Origin of the sequence: Halomonas sp. ATBC28, from assembly GCF_005937175.1 — a bacterium.
GTDB classification, from domain to species: domain Bacteria; phylum Pseudomonadota; class Gammaproteobacteria; order Pseudomonadales; family Halomonadaceae; genus Vreelandella; species Vreelandella titanicae.
In genome coordinates this window covers 61214-83030 of sequence record NZ_VCQL01000014.1, presented here as the reverse complement: position 1 = coordinate 83030, position 21817 = coordinate 61214, and the positions used below count along the sequence as shown (strand labels likewise).

Here is a 21817-nt window from a genome sequence, read left to right as displayed (position 1 = left end):
GGTGATGGATTAGCTCGGCAGCACGACGCTTGTAAGCGCAAGGGGGGAGAATCATGGCACTGAATGATGAAAGCCTACAGGAATTAAAAGCCGAGCTGCTCGACGAGTTGGGCAAGGAAGTGCCCAGTAAATCGGTGCTCTCTTTGCGATTGGCCGAAACCCGCTCTGCGGATATCGGTGAAGTGCTCGAAGAGATGATCGAGGATGACGAAGAGCTGCCTGCGGCGCTCGCCCTTCTGGATATTCTTTCTGCGGAACGGGCAGCCAATGTGCTGGGCTATTTGCCTGGGGAGAGCCAGCTCGAGGTGGTAGGAAAGCTGGATGACAGCCAGGTTCTCAAGCTGCTCGAAGAAATGGGGTCGGACGAACGTGCCGATCTGTTCAATCTTCTCAACGAAGACCGTCGTGAGGCACTGCTGCGTCGCATGGCTCACCGCGAGCGAGAAGACCTGAAGCGGCTTGCCAGCTACGAAGAGGGTACCGCCGGCGCCATCATGACCTCTGACTATGTCTCCATAGCCAGTGGCATGACGGTGTCGCAGGCGATGATGAGGGTACGCCAGACCGCTCCCGACGCGGAAACGGTCTATCAGCTGTATATCCTGGATAGCGACGGACAACTGATCGGTACCATGTCGCTGCGTCAGCTTATGGTGGCACGCCCCGGCGCCATTGTTGATGACATTATGATCAAGGATGTCATCAGTACACGGGTTGATAGTGCCCAGGAAGATGTCGCCCGTATTGTGGCGAAGTATGACTTGTTGGCGCTGCCAGTGATCGATGCCGATGAACGCATGGTCGGTATAGTGACCCACGATGACGCGATGGATGTCGCTGAATCCGAGGCGACAGAGGATTTCCACAAGGGGATGTCGATCGGCCAACTGGAAGATGGCGTAAGCCGTGTGAAGCTCTGGAGCCTCTACCGTAAGCGCGTGTTCTGGCTGGTACTGCTGGTCTTTGCCAATCTGTTTTCGGGGGCCGGGATTGCCTATTTTGAAGAGACCATTGCCGCCCAGGTAGCGCTGGTATTCTTTTTACCGTTATTGATCGGTAGTGGCGGTAACGCCGGGGCTCAGGCAGCCACGTTGATGGTGCGCGGCATGGCGACCGGTGACGTTGGCGTCAAAGATTGGGGCAAACTACTGGGCCGCGAGCTACTTGTCGCCGGGTCACTGGGTATCACCATGGCCATCGCGGTAACGCCTATTGGCATTATGCGCGGGGGAGAAGAGCTGGCAATGGTGGTCGCCTTGAGCATGGTGACCATCGTGCTGTTTGGCAGCCTGTTGGGGATGTGCCTGCCGTTCGTACTCGAGCGCTTTAAGGTCGACCCTGCCACGGCATCGGCACCGCTGGTGACCACGCTTATTGATGCTTCCGGGGTGGTGATCTACTTCAGCATCGCCACACTGCTGTTGACAGGGTTATAAGAGGAAACAACCAGCGGGTAGAGGCTCTAGCGCATCGAGCTACTGGCGGCGCGGGTGATAAACAGCACCTCGACGTGGCCGAGCCACTCGATATCGCTAGCCAGCGCTTTTAGTTGGCTAGCGAGGCACTGGGGCGGCTGATGCACTGCGTCATCAATGATCAATGATACCGACACCTTATCGTCCAAGTAGTGCAACTGGAGCTCGTTCAGGGTGCGCCACACAGGGTGCTTGTACCAGCGTGCATCCAGGGCAGCCTCTACTTCAGGGCGGAGTGGAAGGCCGGGAAGGCGGCTAGGATCACCCGCCCCGGCGTCGTCTTCGGGGTCAACGTGGAATATCACATCGGTGAGTGCGGGAAACTCATGGCGTAGGCGACGGCTGACTTCATTACCTATTTCGTGGGCTTCCGACACGGTAATCTTCGGCCCGACCACCACGTGTAGGTCGACCATTACCCAGCCGGCGGATTGCCTGGTACGCAGATCGTGAACACTATCCACACCCGGAACGCTGCAGGCAACATCGTGCATCTGATCCTGTACGTCCTCTGGTAGCGCGGTATCCACCAATTCCCGCGCCGACTCCCACAGCAAGTCCAAACCTACCTTGCCGACTAATAAACCCACAATGATGGCGGCCACGGCATCCAGCCAACCCAAACCAAACTGGGCGCCCACCAAGGCTACTAACACCACGGCAGTGGATAATGCATCACTGCGCGAGTGCCAGGCGTTGGCTTCGAGTAACTTTGACTTTACCCGCTTGGCAACCCGCATGGTGTAGCGAAAAATCCACTCTTTGCTAAACAGAGCGATGACAGTAATCACGATTGCCAGCGCGCCAGGGGCGTTAACGTCGGCGCCGCTAAACAGGCGATCCAGGCTCGACCAGGCAATCGCGCCAGCCACGAAAATCAGTACGCTTCCCAGCAGCAGGGTCGTCAGGGTTTCGATACGGCCGTGGCCGTAGTGGTGGTCTTTATCGGGCTCCTGACGCCCATAGTGAATGGCCGCCAGGACAAAGCCGTCGGTGACTAAGTCTGATAGGGAGTGAATGCCGTCGGCAATCAACGCCGCTGAGCCGACCATAAAACCGATCGCGACTTTGACGATGCTCAACAGGGCATCCAGCCATGCTCCGATGTAGGTAACGCGCTTGGCCTCTTGGCTAAGTCGCGCTTGGTCGTGAACCACTGGCGTATCGATGGTCTGAGTCATGGGTACCTTGCAAGGACGCACGCATTCAATAGACGCCTATTGTAGCGCACTCCTTATATCCTCTATAGCCTCCACTGCTTTCAGGCTGTGAAACGATACCTTTGTGTGTCAGTGGTGGCTAGTCTCAGCAAAGGCAATGGCGGACAACGAATAGGTGGATGTGTATCCTTAAGCGCCATTGCAACCATTAAATTGTTTCTATGCACAGGATTTTTTTATGGATTGGCTCCAGGTGGTGGTGTTAGCGGTTGTTCAGGGAGTGTCAGAATTTTTACCCGTTTCAAGCTCTGCCCACCTAATCTTGGTGCCTGTGCTGACAGAGTGGCAAGATCAAGGCCTAGCCTTTGATGTTGCCCTACATTTAGGCAGCCTCTCCGCGGTGATTATCTATTTCCGGCAGGAAATTTGGCAGATGGTCATTAGCAGCTTGGCTGCGCTTAGCGGCAAAGGAGTGAACGAAGACGCACGACTGGCTTTATGGGTGACGTTAGCAACCATCCCGGTGGGGCTTATTGGTTTACTACTGCACGATGTTATTTCTCATTTGATGCGCTCTACGCTGATTATCGGCTTCAGTTTAATTGGTTTCGGGCTATTGTTGGGGTATGCCGATTGGCGTAAAGAGGGGACGCGCAGCGAGTACCAACTGCGTTTGAAGGATGTGCTGATTATTGGCGGTGCCCAGGCGCTAGCACTCATCCCAGGAACCTCGCGCTCGGGGATTACCATTACCGCGGCGCTGATGGTGGGCATGAACCGAGAAGGCGCCTCGCGCTTCTCTTTCTTACTATCAATCCCGGTGATTGTGCTGGCAGGTGGCCTAGAAGCAGTAGGGCTGTTTAGCGCTCCACAGTCGATTGATTGGATCGCGATGTTGGCGGGCACCTTGTTATCGGGAATAAGCGCGTATTTGTGTATTCACTACTTTCTGGTGGTTATAAAAAAATTGGGAATGCAGCCCTTTGTGATTTATCGCGTGCTGTTCGGCGCCTGGCTGCTGTGGTTCTTTTATTTTTAGGATAAAGCAACGATGAAAAAGGCTGTTGAACGCACAGCAAGGTGGGGACGTGCACTGATCGTAACGGGCTCACTGCTGGGCTTGGGGTTAGGCGTGGCAGGCTGCTCAGAGAGTGATCGACCGCTGGAACCACCGGTACGCTTTGATGGCAATATTTTCGGCACCTTCTACCAGGTGACCATTATGGATCCGCTTACTCAGGGCGAGTCTCTTGAATTGGAAGAGGGCTTTAAAGCAGAGCTGGAGAGCGTTGATCAGGCGATGTCGACCTACCGGGATGACTCGGAGCTGATCGCCTTCAACGAAGCGCCTTTAGATGAGTGGCAGCCGCTCTCCAATGAGCTTATTGACGTGCTTGCGATTAGCCAATCCGTCGCGGAAGCCAGCCACGGCGCTTTTGATATTACTGTAGGCGACCTGGTCAATTTATGGAGCTTTGGCCCCGGTGCACGGCCTGAAACCGTCCCTTCTGACGATGCCCTGTCCGAGGAGCTTGCCCAGGTAGGCATTGATGCGCTAGAAATCGACACCCAAAATATGCAGGCGCGGCGTACCCGCGATGTGTTTGTCGACCTTTCCGGCGTGGCCAAAGGCCATGGAACTGACCGCGTAGCTGCTTACCTGGAACAGCAGGGGCTGGAGCACTACTTAGTCAATATTGGAGGAGAACTGATCGCCCGCGGCCTGCGTGATGAGGAAGAACAAACGCCCTGGCAGGTTGGCATTGAGGTGCCTGAAAATGGCCAGCAGCGTGCTCAGCATATTATCCCGTTAGAGAGTATGTCGGTGGCCACCTCGGGTGATTACCGCAACTATTTTGAAGTGGATGGCCAGCGCTTTTCCCACACCATTGATCCGCGCACGGGGCGGCCGGTGACCCACCAGCTTGCCTCGGTGTCTGTTTTCCATCCCTCCAATGCCTGGGCAGATGCCTGGGCGACGGCGCTACTGGTGGTTGGCGAACAGGAGGCGATGCAACTGGCCATTGAGAATAACCTTAAAGTGCTTTTGCTCGTGCGTGATGGCGAGCAGTGGCGCAGCATTGCTAGCCCGGAATTTGTTAATTATTTTGGGGAAACACTGGTTAATGAGTTGGGCATTGAACAACGACGAGCCCCAGCGACCAACAGCCCCGCCACAGACAGCCCGGCGCCCGCTGACCCATCAGTAATAGGTGAATAGTATGCAAGAACTGGATATTGTCATTCTCGCCGCGGGTAAAGGCACGCGGATGCGTTCACAAATTCCTAAAGTGCTGCATCCCTTGGCCGGCAAGCCAATGGTGCAGCACGTGCTGGATACCGCTTCAGGGTTGCAGCCGGATCGCACCCATGTCGTTATTGGTCATGGCGCTGACCAACTGCGCGAAGTGCTGGCAGAAAAGCCTGTAAAGTTTGCCGTTCAGGCCGAGCAGAAGGGCACCGGACACGCGGTGGCGCAAGCGCTCGAGCAGTTAGGGAGCGGTAAGGTGTTAATCCTTTACGGCGATGTACCGCTGCTGCAGCGGGAATCCCTGAGCGAGCTGTTGGCCCATGTGGATGAGCAGCACATGGGGCTGTTGACGGTAACGCTAGCTGACCCCTCGGGCTATGGGCGAATTGTGCGTGACGACGCAGGCGAAGCAGTGGCGATTGTTGAGCAAAAAGATGCCAGCAGTGCCGAGCTTGCGATTACCGAATGCAATACCGGTATTATGGCCATGACGAGTGCCCAGCTTAAACGCTGGTTACCGCAGCTCTCCGCAGAAAATGCCCAGGGTGAGTACTACCTGACCGATGTAATTGCCATGGCCGCAGCGGAAGGCATCAAGGTATGCACTGCCCAACCGGCCTCCGCCGTTGAAGTGGAAGGGGTTAATAATCGAGCGCAAATGGCTCGCTTGGAGCGCGTTTATCAACGCCAGTTGGCCGATAAGTTAATGGCACAAGGAGTGGCACTTGCCGACCCCGAACGGCTCGATGTGCGCGGACGTTTGACCTGCGGTCACGATGTGTTTATCGACGTGGGTTGTGTATTTGAAGGCGAGGTGGAACTAGGCGAGGGTGTGCGCATTGGCCCCTACTGCGTGATCAAAAACAGCACCATTGGTGCAGAGAGCGTGATAGAGCCCCACAGCGTGATAGACGGCACCGTGGCAGCTGGTCTGAACCAGGTTGGCCCCTTTGCGCGACTTCGCCCCGGCACGCGGCTAGCAGTAAAAGCCAAGGTGGGCAATTTCGTTGAAACCAAAAACGCCGATGTTGGTGAGGGCAGTAAGATTAATCACTTAAGCTACGTCGGTGATGCCCGATTGGGGCGTGACGTGAACGTGGGGGCAGGCACGATCACCTGTAACTACGACGGCGCTAACAAGCACCACACCGATATTGGTGATAACGCCTTCATCGGCTCGAACACCGCCTTGGTCGCACCTGTTTCAGTAGGCAAAGGCGCTACCATAGGGGCTGGGTCTACGATTGCTAAAGATGTCACCGACTATGCGTTGGCCGTTACGCGAGGCCGTCAGCTAGAAAAAATTGATTGGCTGCGTCCCAGTAAAGTGACAAAGCCATAGGGCGGGAAGGAAGCAATTAAAGAGGGCTCTTGAGTCAGTCCTTAAAACAGCGCTTAAAATCGTTTTTAAATGGTGCTAAGAATCATTAAAAAGACGTATTTAGAATCAATGGTCGTCGTTCTACCGTTCAGCGGGTTGGTCGAGTAGCGTTTGTGAAGAGCTCTGGTTAATAAACTAGGAGAGTGATTATGTGTGGCATTGTAGCCGCCGTTGCCCAGCGCAACGTCCAAGAAATTCTATTAGAAGGACTAAAACGCCTGGAATATCGCGGCTACGATTCAGCCGGTATGACGGTGTTCAACGACGGCGTATTAACCCGCCATCGTGCGCTTGGAAAAGTGGCGGCGCTTACCGCTCAATTGGATAAGGCCGCGCTACCGGGTTTTTCGGGTATCGCGCATACCCGCTGGGCAACCCACGGTAAACCCTCTGAGGCCAATGCGCACCCGCACCACAGTAGCGATCAGGTTGCCGTTGTGCATAACGGTATCATTGAGAACTACGAGGCTATAAAAGAGAGCCTCCAGCGCAGTGGCTATGCGTTTAGCTCAGAAACCGACACCGAAGTAATTGCTCACTTACTCTCCGAAAAGCTGGCTGATGGGCTCAGCCTGTTTGATGCTACCCAGCAGATCGTTAACGGCTTAGGCGGCGCCTACGCACTGGGCGTAATGTGTGCTCAAGAACCTGGCGTGGTGGTTGGCGCGCGCCAAGGTAGTCCGCTGGTGGTCGGTGTGGGGATTAATGAGGCCTTTTTAGCCTCTGACCCGCTGGCGCTGCTGCCGGTCACAGATCGTTTTATTTACCTTGAAGAGGGCGATTTGGTCGAGCTGCGCGAGCAGGGTGTCATTCGCATAGTGGATCGCCACGGTAACGACGTCGAGCGCCCTATCCATACCTTTGAGCACGGCGATGGCGCGGCCAGTAAGGGCGATTACCGCCACTATATGCTCAAAGAGATTTTCGAGCAGCCAACGGTGATTGAGGCGGCACTAGAGGGGCGGCTGAGCGCTCAAAGCGTGTTAATAGAGAGCTTTGGCCCCGATGCGCTGGCACTTTTCCAGCGCACTCGCCACGTGCATATCATTGCCTGCGGCACCAGCTACCATGCGGGGCTGGTGGCGCGCTATTGGCTGGAGCGCTATGCGGGGGTGCCGGTGCAGGTCGAGGTGGCCTCTGAATATCGCTACCGCCACCCGGTCGTGCCCGAAGGCACGCTGTTTGTCACCCTCTCCCAGTCCGGCGAAACCGCCGATACCCTGGCCGCGTTACGCTTTGCTAAAACCCTCAACTATGTGGGTTCGCTGGCGATTTGTAACGTGCCCGGTAGTTCGCTGGTGCGGGAGTCGGATATGTCTCTCATGACCCGCGCGGGCCCTGAAATTGGCGTGGCCTCTACCAAAGCCTTTACTACCCAGTTAGTGGCGTTAATGCTGCTGACGCTTTCGGTCAGTAAAGCCAAAAATCAGGTTGAGTATCCGGATATTATCGCTGCGCTGCGCACGTTGCCGGAGGTGTGTCAGCGGGTGTTGGCGTTGGATAGCCAGATCGAAATACTTTCCCAAGCTTTTGCAGAGAAAAATCATGCGCTCTTCTTGGGGCGCGGAGCTCACTATCCGATTGCCCTTGAAGGGGCGTTAAAGCTCAAAGAGATTTCCTATATTCATGCCGAGGCGTATCCCGCAGGGGAGTTAAAGCATGGCCCGCTGGCGCTAGTGGATAGCGAAATGCCAGTGATTTCGGTCGCCCCCCACGATGATCTGCTTGAAAAGCTAAAATCCAACCTTCAGGAAGTCCGTGCCCGCGGCGGCAAACTGTTTGTGTTCGCCGATGAAAGCGTGGGTATCGACGTCCAGGAAGATATTCGTGTGCTGACCCTGCCACACGTGCACGAAGCGCTGGCGCCGCTGCTGTATACCCTGCCGCTACAGCTATTGAGTTACCACGTGGCCGTGCTCAAAGGTACCGATGTTGACCAGCCGCGTAATCTGGCCAAGAGTGTGACGGTGGAGTGACGACGACGCCAAACCTTGTGAGTAGTTGAACTAATAAAAATGCTTTACGAGATGCGGCAATAAGTCGCATCTTATGCGCAACCGTTGCGTTGCAGCATGTCATTAGGGTGCTTATGATCGTGGCGGTCTTTTTCCCTTCTGATTGGATAACATCGCCATGAAACCACCAAACGTCCACGTAACCCGGCATTATGCTAGCCGGGTCGCTTGGTTGTTGCTCGCCTGCACGCTTTTTGTCTTTCCTTCCCTCTCTTATGCCGCCGCTGGGCCCCTTGATCTTACTCTTTCACTTGCCGGTATCTCTTCTGTCGTGATCTTCGTGCTCGCCTATGCGTTGGTGATGAGTGAAGAGCTACTGCATATGCGTAAGTCTAAGCCGGTGCTGGTTGCGGCAGGGCTTATCTGGGCGCTAGTGGCCTGGGTCTATGTACAAGCGGGGATGCCGGAAGAGGCGGAAACCGCCTTCCGTGAAACACTGCTTGAATACGCTGAGCTACTGCTGTTTTTGCTGGTGGCAATGACCTATATCAACGCCATGGAAGAGCGTCGGGTATTTGATGCGCTACGTTCTTGGCTAGTGCGTAAAGGCTTCAGCTATCGCTCCTTGTTCTGGATTACCGGTGTCATGGCATTCGGTATTTCGGCGATTGCCAACAATATGACCACCGCCATGCTGATGTGCGCCGTGGTACTCAAAGTGGCCGAGGGTGATAATAAGTTTATCGGCCTTTGCTGTGTCAATGTGGTGGTAGCTTCTAACGCGGGTGGTGCTTTTAGCCCATTTGGCGATATCACCACGCTGATGGTGTGGCAGGCGGGCCAAGTACCATTTGAAGGCTTCTTCGCGCTGCTGCTTCCGGCGGTGGTTAATTTCATGGTGCCTGCGGTTATCATGAATTTCTTTATCGTCAATCGTCAGCCTGCTTCGCTTAAAGAGAATGTCTGGCTCAAGCGCGGCGCACGGCGAATTATCGTACTGTTTTTGATTACCGTGGCCATCTCGGTACTGTGCCATTCTATCCTCTACTTACCGCCTGCCATGGGTATGATGTTTGGTTTAGGCCTGCTGCAGTTCTTTGGTTACTACCTACGCCGCAGCCTGCCGCGTTCGCTTGAACGCAAGCGTGAGCGCTACTCCCGCCGGGGCGATTGGAAGAAGCTGGAGCAGCTGGGTAGCGTGGTTCCCTTCGATATTTTCAGCCGTATCGCTCGTTCCGAGTGGGATACGCTGCTGTTCTTCTACGGGGTTGTAATGTGTGTGGGTGGCCTTGGCTTTATGGGCTACCTCAGCCTGCTTTCCGAAACGCTCTACGGCAGTTGGAACCCGGTGTGGGCGAACGTGGTGCTGGGGCTTATCTCGGCAGTCGTGGACAACATCCCGGTGATGTTCGCAGTACTTTCCATGGCCCCGGATATGACGGAGGGTAACTGGCTGTTGATTACCTTAACCGCAGGCGTGGGGGGTAGTTTGCTCTCTATGGGCTCAGCCGCGGGGGTTGCCCTTATGGGGCAGGCGCGAGGTATTTATACCTTTGCCGTACACCTTCGCTGGGTACCGGCAATATTGCTGGGCTATGCCGCCAGCATTGCGACGCATCTTTGGATTAACGGCGCGTTGTTTTAAACGCTGTATAGCAAACTGAAAACGCCCCTCACTGAGTAACCAGTGAGGGGCGTTTCTAGATGTAAATTAAATGGGTTAACGATCAGTCGTTATAGATCGTGGCCAGTTATGACTTGGCAAATATCAGCGAAGCTTTTCGCCATAGGCACCGGGTTGATTTCTTTACCTACCGCGCTCTGTATATCACTGGCTGAGATAATGCCGCGAATTCTAAGTTCGTGGTTATCGTTTTGCTCTGTGATTAACAGGTGTTGATCGGTCACGGCTTCCATCGACAGCACCAGATCCTCAATGGTCAGCGATGCCAGCTGGGTGATGGTCATGGCGCTAAGCTTGTGCCACGGGGTCATGATCATTTCAGCGGTCACTTCTTCGCGGCTGAGGTTACGCTGCTGCATGGCGATGTTGATACGCCGCGTACCAATCACTTCTTTTGAGTTAATAATTCCGATGCAGTGCGCTTGGTGATCCATCACGAACAGCAGTCTTACACCGCTATAACGCATCTTGAGATGCGCCTCGTCGATAGGCGTGTCGGCATCAACGGATTGAGGCATGACTTGGGAAAAGTCGGTCAGTACCGTCATCGCTGGGCTAGTAGGCAGTAGCCGCCGCGCAGTTGGCTTGGCTAGCAGTGGTGCTGAGCCTAGTTGAATTAAGGGTTTAGGTGAAAAAGTCACTTGGTTCATCAGGGTACCTCCATGTGGAGAAAAGAGGGAGCCGTGGGTGTCTGGCTCGCCTTGCACCTCCACAGTTGCACGCAATTCTTATCGCAACCTTAAGAGACTCATAAAACTCAGTTTAGCAAGAAAAGAGGGTGCTACTCCTCTTTTAGGCGCTGTAAAACAATACGCACACGCAATCCCCCACTGGGGGCATCATCAAGCTGAAGGGTTCCGCCATGGCGTGTGACCAGCCGCTCAACGATGGAAAGTCCTAATCCTGAACCAGCACTGGGGCCCGAGCGTTGAAAGCGCTCAACCACTTTTTTGCGTTCATTGATTGGTATCCCCGGGCCTTGGTCATCCACCGTTAATTGAAAGCTTTGTGGCGTCGTCGCTAGGGTGATGCTGATGACACTATGGTTAGGCGAGTGTTGGATAGCATTACCGACTAGATTCTGTACCAGGGTTTCAATGGCACCGGGCTCTTCTAATATCGACCAATCTGCCTGCTCATCTGCATTTAACAGTAGTTGCTGTTCGCGCTCAGCGGCCAGCGGCGAAAGCTTGGCAAGGGTCTCACGCACTTCACTAAGCAACTGGCTAGTGCGGTATTCAGGCTGCGACTCCTCTTCAGGCTCCAGGCGAGCCAGCGTTAAGAGTTGGGTAACCAAGCGCGTGGCCCGTGCAACGCCGCCGCGAAGGTGACTGAGCGCCTCCTGACGATCTTCAAGATTGTCGGCAGTCAGGGCATTCTGGGCGTGTAGATCAAGCACTGCTAACGGGGTACGTAATTCGTGGGCGGCATCGGCAATAAAGCGCTTTTCACGCACGCGCATTATGCGGATTCGCTCTAACAGCCGGTTGAGCGCACCGGCGATAGTATCTAGTTCCTGGGGCAGTGGGCTGAGGGTGAGGGGCTGTAAATTATGCGGATCACGATTGCGAATTTGCTCGGCCATGCGCAACAGTGGTACCAAGCCCCAGCCAATCGACCACCACAGCAGGGCGGTGAGTAGCGGCAGGCCAATCAGGTCGGGCAGTAACGTGCGCAATGCTACCGCCCTGATCAGCTCCCCGCGAACGTCTTCGCGCTCGCTAACCACAATCCGCTGTATGGAGTTGGGGATGTCGAGTACATAAATGCGCCATTGGATCTCATCAATAGACTGACTAGTGAAACCCAAAGGGAGATCGGCCAACGGCGACTCAGGGGCATTAGCTGAGCGCAACAGGAGGCGGTTCCGTTCCCATAGCTGAAAGCCCAGCTGGCTATCCGCCCGGTAACCTGCAAAGCGTCGATCAGATCTCGCCGTTTTGCCTAGAGCGCTTTCTAGGCTGTTGAGCAGTACTCCCCGGGCCTCATCTGGCAGCGGTGCTTGCAACAAGCCTTCTAATAAGCGCGCATTTTGCTCAAGACTGGCATCGTACAGTGCTTCAATTTCATGGGCAGCGTAGCGATAGCTGATAAAGCCAATCACCAGCATGCTAATGCCAAACACCAGCAGCGCTAGCCCCAGAGTGCGTTGGCGGATAGAGGTCATGAGTGCTGATCCTGGTCCGTTTTATCCATTACGTAACCAATGCCGCGTAGTGTGCGAATCAGGTGAGGAAAGAATTTTCGCCGAAGGTGGTGCACATGTACTTCAATGGCATTGCTTTCTACATCTTCATCCCAGCCATAGACCAAGCGCGTTAGGGTATCGCGGGTGAACACTCGCCCAGGGTGACTCATAAACTCTTGCAGCAGGGTTAATTCCCGTCGTGATAACACCACGGGTTTCCCCTGGTAGCTAACCTGCATGGTTAACGGATCAAGGCGAATACCTCGGCACTCCAGGGCGCTGTTTACCTGGTCACTGCTACGTCTCAACAAGGCTCTCAGGCGGGCTTTTAATTCAGCGACCTCAAACGGCTTGGTTAAATAATCATCGGCACCTGCATCCAACCCGGCGATACGTTCATCGACGGCATCGCGAGCGGTTAATACCAAAATGGGCACGCGATTGCCCAGCCGCCGCACGGCTTCCAGTACCTGCATACCATCCATACGCGGTAGCCCCAGATCGAGAATGACCGCATCAAAAGGTTCACCTTCCTTTAACGCGGCCAAGGCGCTAACGCCATCACTCAGGTGATCCACCGTGAAATTCTCGGGCTTTAATGCCAAGCGAATGCCCGAGGCTAAGCTCGGATCGTCTTCTACCAACAATATACGCATGGCGGGATGGTTACTCCTTTAAATCATTCGCTGCCATTAACCTTTGAAATAAGCACGGATAAGGGTGGCGTGCAAAGGCTTAGGCCGTCAGGATGAGGTTATAAATTGTAGGCTAATAACGTAGCACGCTTTATTACTTCTTCGGAGCTCGGCATTTGATTGATCAGCCATGACGTCTAGTGACCCCTCAAATAGCCCAGAGGTAGTACTTTGCCCGCCAGCACGGCGTCGCGAGGCACTGCTGCAGCTGTCTGCTGCTCATGACCCTGAACAGCAAGCGGCACTGAGCGCTGCCGTAAAGGCAATGTACAATCAACCAGATGTCCAGTGGGATGGGCTATGGATAACTATTGAGGCAGGCCAGTTAGTGAGCGCCATCTGGGTACAACCTCTGCCCATGAATATGGCGCAGCTATGGTTACCCAAGCCGTTGCCCAGCGAGCAGGGTGTGCATACTAGCGCACTATTGCGTGCGGCCAATGCATGGGTAGAAGCCCACAATATTCGCTTGTGCCACTTGGAGCTGTCATCCCAGGCGCCCGTATCAGAAGCGCTGCTACGTGAGCATGGCATGCAGCGTTTGGCTTGCTTGGATCATTTAACCGGCAGTAGCCGCTACCGCTTAGCGATGAATGAAGCGCTGCCGCTTTCACTGCAGCCGCTTTGCGAGTTTTCTTGGGCGGAGCAGCTGAATCTGCTGGCCGCAGTGGGTCAGGGTTCGCTGGATAGCCGACCCCTGCGCGACGTACTCTCAGTGGAAGAGTTATTGAATGGGTTTTATCAGCAGGATCCCCAAGCGCCACAGCACTGGTACGCAGTGGGCTATCACGAGGCTGTGGTGGGTGTGCTACTGCTTGCGCCGCGCCCTGCGCTAGGCCGTTGGGAGCTAATGTTAATGGGACTAACACCGAATTGGCGTGGCAAAGGCTTGGGGCGCTCGTTGTTAAATAAAGGCCTCGCGCTTGCCCAGCAGGCTGGCGTGCAGGAGGTCACGCTGGCGGTAGATGACATAAATTTACCGGCTAAACGGCTTTACCAGCAGGCGGGTTTCATACGCTATGCGCAGCAACGTTTATTCGCCTGGAAAGGCAGTGGTGAGAGGAGGAGTTTGCCAAATTAAGCTGCCAATAGTAGTCAACGGTTGAATAGGCGCGCTTAGTAGCATTTTCTTGCGCTTTGCGTTGCCGTTATACTAGTCCTATATGCACGTCTTGGCGTCTCAGCTGCGCACCGTCGATATTGGCGCTGCCACGCACAGGGGTTGAGGATAAAAGTTTGATGACAATACTCAAGAGGTGGTGAGAGTGAAAGCTAAGCTGATCATGAGCGGGCTGGCGGCCCTCGGCTTCATGGCGGGCACATCCAGTGTTTATGCCCAAGATGACGCCGCACGTGATGCGATTGCCGAGCGTTTGGCGCCGGTGGGTCAACTCTGTTTACAAGGCCAAGACTGTGGCACCGCAGCGGCACCTCCTAGCGATAGTAGCAGTGGCGGTGATATCGACGGTGAGGGCATCTACGGTAATGTATGTAGCGCCTGTCATGAATCGGGCGCTGCGGGCGCACCTATTCGTGGTGATGAAGAGGCCTGGGCTGAACGTGCTGAACAAGGCTTCGCCACGCTGCTAGATCACGCTATTAACGGTATTGGCGCCATGCCGGCGAAAGGCGGTAACCCCAACCTTTCCGATGAAGAAGTGGAAGCGGCGGTCGCCTATATGGTTGAGCCGGTTATGGAAGTGCCCGAGTTGAGTGGCGGTGATGAAGCTGCTGCAGAGGCCGAAGCTTCTAGCGACGAAGGTGCCGCCGATGAGGCCGCTACCGAAGAGACCGCCGCTGCTGAAGGTGAAGCGGCAACTGAAGAAATGGCTTCTAACGACGATGCAGCGAGTGAAGAAGACGCGGCAGCAGTTGAAGAAGCCAGCGGTGGCAGCGACTTAGACGGTGAAGCTCTCTACGCAAGTTCTGGCTGTGTGGCATGTCACGATAACGGCGTTGCTGGCGCACCGACAATTGGCGATTCAGAAGCTTGGGCGGCGCGTTTAGAGAAGGGGGCTGATGAGCTCTACGCCAGCGCCATTAACGGTATCGGTGCTATGCCAGCCAAAGGCGGTAATCCCAATCTTTCCGATGAAGAAGTGATGGCTGTTGTCGATTATTTAATGGCTGAAGCCCAGTAAAGTAAGCAGCAATGATTTAGCTTGGTAAATTTATCCACAGGGTGTTTTAGTCGCCGCCCTGTGGATATTCTTTTTTTAAAAGCCTAATTTTATAACTCCCGCTTTATCACCCCAGCAGCGAACGCAGCCCGGCAATGGCGTCTTTACCGCGGGCCTGCTTCTTATCCGGATCCTCTTTATCGGCACGACCTTCCCACTCCAAATCCTCCCCGGGAAGCTCGTCTAAAAAGCGGCTGGGCGTACAGTCCATCAGTTCACCGTAGGCTTTGCGCTGGCGGGCAAGCGTCAGCGTTAGCGTGCGCCGCGCCCGGGTAATGCCCACATAGGCCAGCCGCCGCTCCTCCTCCACAGTGCCTACTTCGATGGCGTTGCGGTGAGGCAGTAGATCCTCTTCCAAGCCCATTAAATAGACGTGGGGGAACTCCAGGCCTTTTGAGGCGTGCATGGTGAGTAGCTGTACTCTATCCGAGTCATCCTCTTCCGCCTGCTGCTCCAGAATATCGCGCAGTACCAAGCGTGAAATAGCCGCTTCTACGCCGTCGGTTTCGGTCTCGGTGGAATCGGTATCGTCCTCTGGGTCGCGGTTGAGGGATTTTTCTAGCTGGTCGATTAGAATCCACACGTTGGCCATGCGACGTTCGGCGACGGTGGGCGCGCTGGCGTTTTGATACAGCCAGGCTTCGTAATCCATATCCCGCAGCATGTCGCGAATGGCGGCAATGGCATCGCCTTGATCCATGCGCTTGCGCACGCCGTCGATAAAGTGGGTAAAGCGCGACAACCGCTCCACGGCTCGGGTCGGTAATACTTGCTCCAACCCAAGCTCATGGCAGGCGGCAAACAGCGAAATTGAGCGTTCTGTAGCATAGTTGGCGAGCTTCTCTACCGTTCCAGGGCCCACTTCGCGGCGTGGCACGTTCACAATGCGCAAAAAAGCGTTGTCGTCGGCGGGATTAATCAGCAGGCGCAGGTAAGCCATGGTGTCTTTAATCTCGTTGCGCGAGAAAAACGACGTACCACCGGAGAGCTTGTAAGGAATTTGGTAGTGCTGCAGCTTAAGCTCTAACAAGCGGGCCTGGAAATTGCCCCGATAAAGCACCGCAAAGTCTCGCCACTCGGCCTTTTCCTTGATACGCCGGGTGAGCATTTCGCTGGCGACCCGCTCAGACTCCGCCTCTTCATGACGATTCACGATTACTCGAATAGGCGCGCCGTCGCCCATATCAGACCATAGTGTCTTCTCGTAAACGTGGGGGTTATTGGCGATCAGTGTGTTGGCGGCGCGCAGTATCGTGGCGGTAGAGCGGTAGTTTTGCTCCAGCTTGATGACTTTCAGGCGTGGGAAATCCTCACCCAGGGTAATCAGGTTTTCAGGGCGTGCACCGCGCCAGGCGTAGATCGACTGGTCATCGTCGCCTACCACGGTAAAGGTGGAGCGCTCCGCCATCAGCAGTTTCACCAGCAGGTACTGGGAGACGTTGGTGTCTTGATACTCATCGACGAGCATATAGTGGATTTTGCGCCGCCAGCGCTCTAGTGCTTCCGTATCGTTCTTGAGCAGTACCACCGGCAGCAGAATCAGATCATCGAAATCCACCGCGTTGTAGGCTTTTAAATGGCGTACGTAGGCTTCATACACCCGAGCGGCAAAGTGCTCATCGTCATCAGCCGCAAACGAGAGCGCATCGCTGGGTAGCACCAAGTCGTTCTTCCAGGTGGAAATTTTGCTCTGCACGGCGTTGATCTGCTCGGCGTCCACCTGAGCGTCTTTATTCATCAAATCGCGCAGCAGTGCTTTGGCGTCTTCCGGGTCAAATAGCGAAAAGCCCGGTTTATAGCCCAGGGTTTTAAGCTCGCCACGGATAATATTCAGCCCCAGGGTGTGAAATGTAGAGACCGTCAGCCCGTGGCCCTCTTTGCCGTGGAGCATCTGGCCCACGCGCTCTTTCATCTCTCGGGCGGCTTTATTGGTAAAGGTCACCGCGGCGATTCTGCGCGCGCTCATCCCACACTCTTGCACCAAATAGGCAATTTTAGTGGTGATAACGCTGGTTTTACCGGAACCTGCACCCGCCAACACCAGGCAAGGGCCATCAATGTAGCGCACGGCTTCCTGCTGGCGCGGGTTTAGCCCTTTGATGCGGCTAAGAATGCTCTTGGGCGTTGCGGGCGTCATGGCGTCGGTCGTCCTCTACGAGAGTTGCAGGCGGTTTCAATTACGATTTCAAGTACGGTTTCAAGTACAATCGTCCGCTTGGCGAATGCATAATAAACAGGCAGGTGGAGATGTTTGAAGTAGCGCTTTTTGAACCGCGCATGGCGCCCAATACGGGCAATATCATGCGCTTGGTTGCCAACAATGGCTGCCGGTTACACCTGATTGAGCCGCTTGGCTTCGACCTGGAAGAGAAAAAGCTGCGTCGCGCCGGGCTGGATTACCGCGACCTCGACAACGTCACTCGCCACGCCGATTTTAGCGCCTTTCAGCAAACCATGCAGGGGCGGCGCATTTGGGCGATCACTACCAAGGGAACCCGCACCTACAGCGATGCGGACTTTGCCCCAGGCGATGTACTGCTGTTTGGCTCTGAAACCGCTGGGCTCTCACCCCAGGTGCATGAAGCGCTAACTTCGGAGCATAAATTGCGCCTGCCCATGCAGCCGAACAACCGTAGCCTAAACCTTTCCAACGCCGTGGCTATTGTGAGCTACGAAGCGTGGCGCCAGCAAGGGTTCGCTGGCGCGCTGCAAGTCTAATCAGTTGGTAATCCCATAGCGGCCACGATAAGCCCTGATCGCTTCAGCGTAGGCGAGCATTTCGCCACCGGCATGCTCTTCCAAGTAAGTGAGCACTTGCTCCAGGGTGACGATACTGACCACCGGCATGGCATACTGAGCCTGCACTTCCTGAATCGCGCTCTGCTCGCCCTGGCCGCGCTCTTGACGGTCGAGTGCGATAATTACCCCGGCGGCCTGAGCACCGCTCTGCTCAATCAGCGTCATCACTTCGCGAATCGCGGTGCCCGCGGTAATCACGTCATCAATGATCAAAATATCGCCAGCAAGCGGTGCGCCCACAATATTGCCGCCTTCTCCGTGGGTTTTAGCCTCTTTGCGGTTGAAGGCGTAGGGCATATCCCGGTCGTGATGATCGGCCAGTGCCGCCGCGGTGACTGCCGCCAGTGGGATACCTTTGTACGCCGGGCCAAACAGAACGTCGGCGTTTAAGCCGCTATCGACAATCGCCTGGGCGTAAAAACGCCCCAGTTTGGCCAGCGCACGACCGGTTTGAAACAGCCCTGCGTTGAAAAAGTAGGGGCTAACGCGGCCAGATTTAAGCGTAAACTCGCCAAACTTAAGCACGCCTTGCTCAATGGCAAAGGCAATGAAATCGCGCTGGTAGGGTTGTAGAGTGGTGGCCACGGCATTCCTCACTAGGCGGTAGGTTTAAATCAGTACGAAAGCAACAATAAAAGTGGGGTAAATGGCAAGTTTTACTAGCTGCCTTTACCCAAACGTCTAAACGTCGGGTATCATACAGCAGCGACGCAAAAGGGACGATTTATGAAAATTGCCAGCATCAATGTCAATGGTATTCGTGATGCCGTCGATCGTGGCTTCCTGGACTGGCTGGCTCAGCAGGATGTCGACGTGGTCTGCGTGCAGAACATCAAGGCAAAAAGTTTTGAACTGGGTGACCACATTCTGTATCCGGAAGGCTATGAAGGCTATTTCCTGGATGCCGAAGAGGACGGTTTCTCCGGTGTGGCACTCTATTGCCGCAAAATTCCCAAGGCGATTATGTATGGCCTTGGGTTTCCACAGTGTGATCATGAAGGACGTTTTCTGCAGGCGGATTATGAACGCTTCAGTATCGTCTCCTTCCTGATGCCTGACGGAAGTGACCAAAAAGCCAAACAGGCGTTTATGGAGCAATATCAGGAGTACCTGACGAAGATGTCGCGCAAACGCCGCGAATACATCCTCTGCGGTACCTGGCATATTGCCCATAAAACCGTCGATTTGGCCAACTGGTCGGATAATCAACTGACCTCAGGCTTTCGCCCGGAAGAGCGTGCCTGGATGGATCAGGTGCTTGGTCCCACCGGGTTTATCGACACCTTCCGCGAAATTAACCGCGATGCAGGTGAGTACACCTGGTGGCCGAAGCTTGACCAAGACGTGCCTCGTGAGCGTCAGGAAGGCTGGCGGATCGACTATCAGTTAGTCGGCCCCAACTTCCGCCGCCACGTGGTCGACGCGTGGATCGATTACGATGCGACCTTCTCAGAGTTCGCACCGCTAATCGTTGAGTACGACCTAGCGCTTTAGGCGCTAGGCAACGAACTTTTCCCGCGTCGCCTGTCACCCTTGCTGATTAGCCGGGGTGACAAACAACAGGCCAGCATTTAGCTGGCCTGTTGTTTTTATACGCCTTACTCTTCACACCTCACCTTCATTACCCTCGAATACCCAGCGCTTCACGCTGATGATCACGTAACGCATCGCCTGCCTTCTCGGCCAAGTCGAGCATGTCATTTAGCTCGGCACGGGTGAAGGCGCCGGCCTCGGCGGTTCCCTGTACTTCGATCAGCTCGCCGCTTTCGGTCATTACCACGTTCAGGTCGGTATCGGCCTTGCTGTCTTCCGGGTAGTCCAGATCCAACACCGGCACGCCTTTATAAATACCCACGGAAATGGCGCTCACCAACTGCTTGAAGGGATCGCCCTTGATCTTCTTCTCGCGTTGCAGATAACGGATCGCATCGATCAGTGCTACGCAGCCCCCGGTAATCGCCGCGGTACGGGTACCGCCATCGGCCTGAATCACATCGCAATCCACAGTAATGGTGAACTCACCCAGCTTCTTCAAATTCACCGCGGCGCGCAGGCTACGGCCAATCAAACGCTGGATTTCCAGCGTGCGACCGCCTTGCTTGCCGCGGGTCGCTTCACGGCCACTACGGGTGTGAGTGGCGCGGGGCAGCATGCCGTACTCAGCGGTGACCCAGCCCTGATTCTTGCCGCGCAGCCAGCGCGGCACACCGGCTTCTACGCTGGCATTACACAGCACTTTGGTATCGCCAAACTCCACCAGTACGGAGCCTTCCGCATGACGGGTGTAATCGCGGGTCAGGCGAATCTCACGGAGCTGGTCGGCTTCGCGACCACTGGGGCGCACAACATCAGGACGCTTAGCACTGCTCACAAATATTACCTCTCGATAAACGCGTAACTGGGAAAAGCCGTCCATTGTACACGTCTGGGAGTGCGCTGATGGGCTTAACATCCAGCTAGCGTCTTGAAAGGGGCGTTTCAAGAGTAGTACGTAGGCGTCCGAAATACGTTAGCGAAATAGGAACTTATGGACGGATGGTACTTCCGTCTCACGCAACAAGGAATAGAAGCTGCTGTGCGGCTCAAAATTGGCAACAAAGCACCATATCTGCGATGTGTTCGGTGAGCAGGAAATCGGTGGCTATAAGATTTATGGGCCTCTGGTGGTATTTGCTTGGAGCCAAGGGAAAGGAAATCGCCAAGCCACTACGCCCTAGAAAATGCGGGAAACGTCGCCTATCCAACATTGCATAAGCAACCAGCCTTGCGCAAAATCAGCTTTGGTATGGTCATTATCGATTTCGCAGCAGAGGCAACAGATCATGTCATTCGATCCAAACTACGTCGCCACAATTGAAGAAATCGCGGATGCAATCACAAATGATAACGTGACATGGGCTAACCACCTATCCTACGACCCGGATGGCAACGGAGAGATGACTGCTTTGGTTTGCAACTTTGACAAATTCGTCGTCGCTGAGCGCAGACGACATCTTTGTCATCTGAATCCTCGTGACCGTTGACGACAACAGTAGGGAATAACGGAATTGGCTAATCACGCTCCGTATGATGAACGCAAATCAATAGGCCCTACGCCCGATCTCGCCGCGAAAAGTGCGATCTGTTTGCAGTTGCCTCGCAACTCCACTGGCTCTGATGTCATCATCTATGAGAAGGATGCCGACAAGGCAATGACGCCTGCGTCAATCGTCAAACTGATGACGGCCGTCGTTGCCATCGAGATGGCAAGTAATTTCCAGTTGCCGAAAAGCTTCAAGCTAGAGATAGTTTCTGAAGATGATGTCGAAGGATCAGGTCGTAACCTTCATGCAGGAGACCGCCTTTCACTCGGCGACAGCATTGCTAACCTTTTGGTGCCGTCATCAAATGTAGCAGCCAATCTGATTGCGCGGACATTTGGTCAAATGATGCTGGGATCGAAGACAGGCACAAGTCACGACGCCGTGCAGCGCTTCGTTGCGGAAATGAACACGACCGCTCGAAATCTTGGGATGACGAAAACGCAATTCCTGAACCCACACGGGTTGGCGGTACGCGGACAACGATCTACCGCCCGAGATTTATCATTGCTGGTGAAGAAATGTCTGATATATGGCCCGATTACGAGGGTTTGGGGGATCAAGGCTTTTGCTATTGGGATAACGGGATCGGTGCCGCGCAGGCTGGTTTTAAAGTCTGCTTTTCACTCCTCAACGCACCGGGCTGTACCGGAATTCTCGCTTCCGCAATATCTTGGTGGGAAAACGGGCACGCTGTGGCCATCTATATTCAACCTGGCATCTGTTTCGGCAACTAATAGCGGAGGGATCTGCGTCTCAGTATCGCTTGGATCACCAACAGTAGAGGATCGATACCACGACTATTTGAAATTGGTTGACCTCAGTAATGAATTAGCACGCGGCACCGTTTGAATCTGTACCTTGCACCGCTAATAATCATCGCTCCGGGTGGGAACGATGTTTATGTTTTGTTCACGGATTTCGGACACCTACGCGCTACTCATGTAATGATCCAATGAAGTAGGTTGG

18 protein-coding genes are annotated in these 21817 nt (G+C 54.7%); 11 read left to right on the top strand and 7 right to left on the bottom strand.

The window, feature by feature from the left end; genetic code table 11:
• Nucleotides 1-53: 53 nt before the first annotated feature.
• Nucleotides 54-1436 (top strand): magnesium transporter, encoded by a 1383-nt coding sequence (gene mgtE, locus E0L35_RS16470; RefSeq protein WP_009286337.1) that lies wholly within the window; start codon nucleotides 54-56, stop codon nucleotides 1434-1436.
• 26 nt (nucleotides 1437-1462) lie between these two features.
• On the opposite strand, the gene E0L35_RS16465 is transcribed toward mgtE, so the two are convergent.
• Complete coding sequence (locus tag E0L35_RS16465) at nucleotides 1463-2656, bottom strand: cation diffusion facilitator family transporter (protein ID WP_022521056.1); 1194 nt, start codon at nucleotides 2654-2656, stop codon at nucleotides 1463-1465.
• Between the two features lie 217 nt (nucleotides 2657-2873).
• On the opposite strand from E0L35_RS16465, the gene E0L35_RS16460 reads away from it, so the two are divergent.
• From E0L35_RS16460 to nhaD, 5 genes are all read left to right on the top strand, one after another.
• Nucleotides 2874-3674 carry an undecaprenyl-diphosphate phosphatase gene (locus tag E0L35_RS16460; protein WP_022521057.1) on the top strand — a complete coding sequence of 267 codons (801 nt, stop codon included), beginning with the start codon at nucleotides 2874-2876 and terminating at the stop codon, nucleotides 3672-3674.
• A gap of 12 nt (nucleotides 3675-3686) precedes the next feature.
• Nucleotides 3687-4856 carry an FAD:protein FMN transferase gene (locus tag E0L35_RS16455; protein ID WP_022521058.1) on the top strand — a complete coding sequence of 390 codons (1170 nt, stop codon included), beginning with the start codon at nucleotides 3687-3689 and terminating at the stop codon, nucleotides 4854-4856.
• A 1-nt stretch (nucleotide 4857) separates the two neighbouring features.
• Nucleotides 4858-6228: a bifunctional UDP-N-acetylglucosamine diphosphorylase/glucosamine-1-phosphate N-acetyltransferase GlmU gene (gene glmU, locus E0L35_RS16450; protein WP_022521059.1), complete on the top strand. Its 1371-nt coding sequence runs from the start codon at nucleotides 4858-4860 to the stop codon at nucleotides 6226-6228.
• Between the two features lie 188 nt (nucleotides 6229-6416).
• Nucleotides 6417-8243: a glutamine--fructose-6-phosphate transaminase (isomerizing) gene (gene glmS / locus E0L35_RS16445; RefSeq protein WP_138800886.1), complete on the top strand. Its 1827-nt coding sequence runs from the start codon at nucleotides 6417-6419 to the stop codon at nucleotides 8241-8243.
• Between the two features lie 157 nt (nucleotides 8244-8400).
• Complete coding sequence (nhaD, locus tag E0L35_RS16440; RefSeq protein WP_022521061.1) at nucleotides 8401-9867, top strand: sodium:proton antiporter NhaD; 1467 nt, start codon at nucleotides 8401-8403, stop codon at nucleotides 9865-9867.
• Between the two features lie 89 nt (nucleotides 9868-9956).
• Here nhaD and E0L35_RS16435 read toward each other — a convergent pair whose 3' ends face one another.
• The 3 genes from E0L35_RS16435 to E0L35_RS16425 all read right to left on the bottom strand — a co-directional run bounded on the left by E0L35_RS16435 (nucleotide 9957) and on the right by E0L35_RS16425 (nucleotide 12750).
• Entirely contained in the window at nucleotides 9957-10556 is a 600-nt protein-coding gene (locus E0L35_RS16435; RefSeq protein WP_022521062.1) for a CBS domain-containing protein, read from the bottom strand.
• Nucleotides 10557-10687: 131 nt separating this feature from the next.
• On the bottom strand, nucleotides 10688-12073 hold the full coding sequence (locus E0L35_RS16430) for an ATP-binding protein (RefSeq protein WP_022521063.1): 1386 nt from the start codon (nucleotides 12071-12073) through the stop codon (nucleotides 10688-10690).
• Entirely contained in the window at nucleotides 12070-12750 is a 681-nt protein-coding gene (locus E0L35_RS16425; RefSeq protein ID WP_022521064.1) for a response regulator transcription factor, read from the bottom strand. The genes E0L35_RS16430 and E0L35_RS16425 overlap by 4 nt, the downstream gene beginning before the upstream one ends.
• Nucleotides 12751-12919: 169 nt before the next feature.
• Here E0L35_RS16425 and E0L35_RS16420 point away from each other — a divergent pair, with 169 nt between their 5' ends.
• Nucleotides 12920-13870, top strand: a complete 951-nt coding sequence (locus E0L35_RS16420; protein ID WP_138800885.1) for a GNAT family N-acetyltransferase — start codon at nucleotides 12920-12922, stop codon at nucleotides 13868-13870.
• 184 nt (nucleotides 13871-14054) lie between these two features.
• On the top strand, nucleotides 14055-14930 hold the full coding sequence (locus tag E0L35_RS16415; RefSeq protein ID WP_138800884.1) for a c-type cytochrome: 876 nt from the start codon (nucleotides 14055-14057) through the stop codon (nucleotides 14928-14930).
• 106 nt (nucleotides 14931-15036) lie between these two features.
• Here the strand turns inward: E0L35_RS16415 and rep are convergent, their stop codons facing one another.
• On the bottom strand, nucleotides 15037-17106 hold the full coding sequence (gene rep / locus E0L35_RS16410) for a DNA helicase Rep (protein ID WP_009286326.1): 2070 nt from the start codon (nucleotides 17104-17106) through the stop codon (nucleotides 15037-15039).
• A gap of 110 nt (nucleotides 17107-17216) precedes the next feature.
• Between rep and E0L35_RS16405 the strand changes: the two genes are divergently transcribed.
• Nucleotides 17217-17687 (top strand): tRNA (cytidine(34)-2'-O)-methyltransferase, encoded by a 471-nt coding sequence (locus tag E0L35_RS16405; RefSeq protein ID WP_022521067.1) that lies wholly within the window; start codon nucleotides 17217-17219, stop codon nucleotides 17685-17687.
• On the opposite strand, the gene pyrE is transcribed toward E0L35_RS16405, so the two are convergent.
• The gene (gene pyrE, locus E0L35_RS16400) at nucleotides 17688-18353 is read right to left on the bottom strand and encodes an orotate phosphoribosyltransferase (protein ID WP_138800883.1); all 666 of its coding nucleotides are present in this window, start codon (nucleotides 18351-18353) and stop codon (nucleotides 17688-17690) included.
• 141 nt (nucleotides 18354-18494) lie between these two features.
• On the opposite strand from pyrE, the gene E0L35_RS16395 reads away from it, so the two are divergent.
• Nucleotides 18495-19262, top strand: coding sequence for an exodeoxyribonuclease III (locus E0L35_RS16395; RefSeq protein WP_009286323.1), 768 nt, complete (start codon nucleotides 18495-18497; stop codon nucleotides 19260-19262).
• A 127-nt stretch (nucleotides 19263-19389) separates the two neighbouring features.
• On the opposite strand, the gene rph is transcribed toward E0L35_RS16395, so the two are convergent.
• Nucleotides 19390-20112 carry a ribonuclease PH gene (gene rph / locus E0L35_RS16390; RefSeq protein WP_170834128.1) on the bottom strand — a complete coding sequence of 241 codons (723 nt, stop codon included), beginning with the start codon at nucleotides 20110-20112 and terminating at the stop codon, nucleotides 19390-19392.
• 703 nt (nucleotides 20113-20815) lie between these two features.
• On the opposite strand from rph, the gene E0L35_RS16385 reads away from it, so the two are divergent.
• Complete coding sequence (locus tag E0L35_RS16385) at nucleotides 20816-21700, top strand: serine hydrolase (protein WP_041157441.1); 885 nt, start codon at nucleotides 20816-20818, stop codon at nucleotides 21698-21700.
• The last annotated feature ends 117 nt before the right edge of the window (nucleotides 21701-21817 follow it).

Bases quoted from the DNA above. Each gene is read 5' to 3' on its own strand.
- E0L35_RS16395 (WP_009286323.1), top strand. From the start codon at position 18,495: ATGAAAATTGCCAGCATCAATGTCAATGGTATTCGTGATGCCGTCGAT.
- E0L35_RS16430 (WP_022521063.1), bottom strand. From the start codon at position 12,073: ATGACCTCTATCCGCCAACGCACTCTGGGGCTAGCGCTGCTGGTGTTT.
- E0L35_RS16425 (WP_022521064.1), bottom strand. From the start codon at position 12,750: ATGCGTATATTGTTGGTAGAAGACGATCCGAGCTTAGCCTCGGGCATT.
- E0L35_RS16455 (WP_022521058.1), top strand. From the start codon at position 3,687: ATGAAAAAGGCTGTTGAACGCACAGCAAGGTGGGGACGTGCACTGATC.
- E0L35_RS16405 (WP_022521067.1), top strand. From the start codon at position 17,217: ATGTTTGAAGTAGCGCTTTTTGAACCGCGCATGGCGCCCAATACGGGC.
- mgtE (WP_009286337.1), top strand. From the start codon at position 54: ATGGCACTGAATGATGAAAGCCTACAGGAATTAAAAGCCGAGCTGCTC.
- E0L35_RS16435 (WP_022521062.1), bottom strand. From the start codon at position 10,556: ATGAACCAAGTGACTTTTTCACCTAAACCCTTAATTCAACTAGGCTCA.
- nhaD (WP_022521061.1), top strand. From the start codon at position 8,401: ATGAAACCACCAAACGTCCACGTAACCCGGCATTATGCTAGCCGGGTC.
- rep (WP_009286326.1), bottom strand. From the start codon at position 17,106: ATGACGCCCGCAACGCCCAAGAGCATTCTTAGCCGCATCAAAGGGCTA.
- E0L35_RS16465 (WP_022521056.1), bottom strand. From the start codon at position 2,656: ATGACTCAGACCATCGATACGCCAGTGGTTCACGACCAAGCGCGACTT.
- glmU (WP_022521059.1), top strand. From the start codon at position 4,858: ATGCAAGAACTGGATATTGTCATTCTCGCCGCGGGTAAAGGCACGCGG.
- glmS (WP_138800886.1), top strand. From the start codon at position 6,417: ATGTGTGGCATTGTAGCCGCCGTTGCCCAGCGCAACGTCCAAGAAATT.
- E0L35_RS16420 (WP_138800885.1), top strand. From the start codon at position 12,920: ATGACGTCTAGTGACCCCTCAAATAGCCCAGAGGTAGTACTTTGCCCG.
- E0L35_RS16460 (WP_022521057.1), top strand. From the start codon at position 2,874: ATGGATTGGCTCCAGGTGGTGGTGTTAGCGGTTGTTCAGGGAGTGTCA.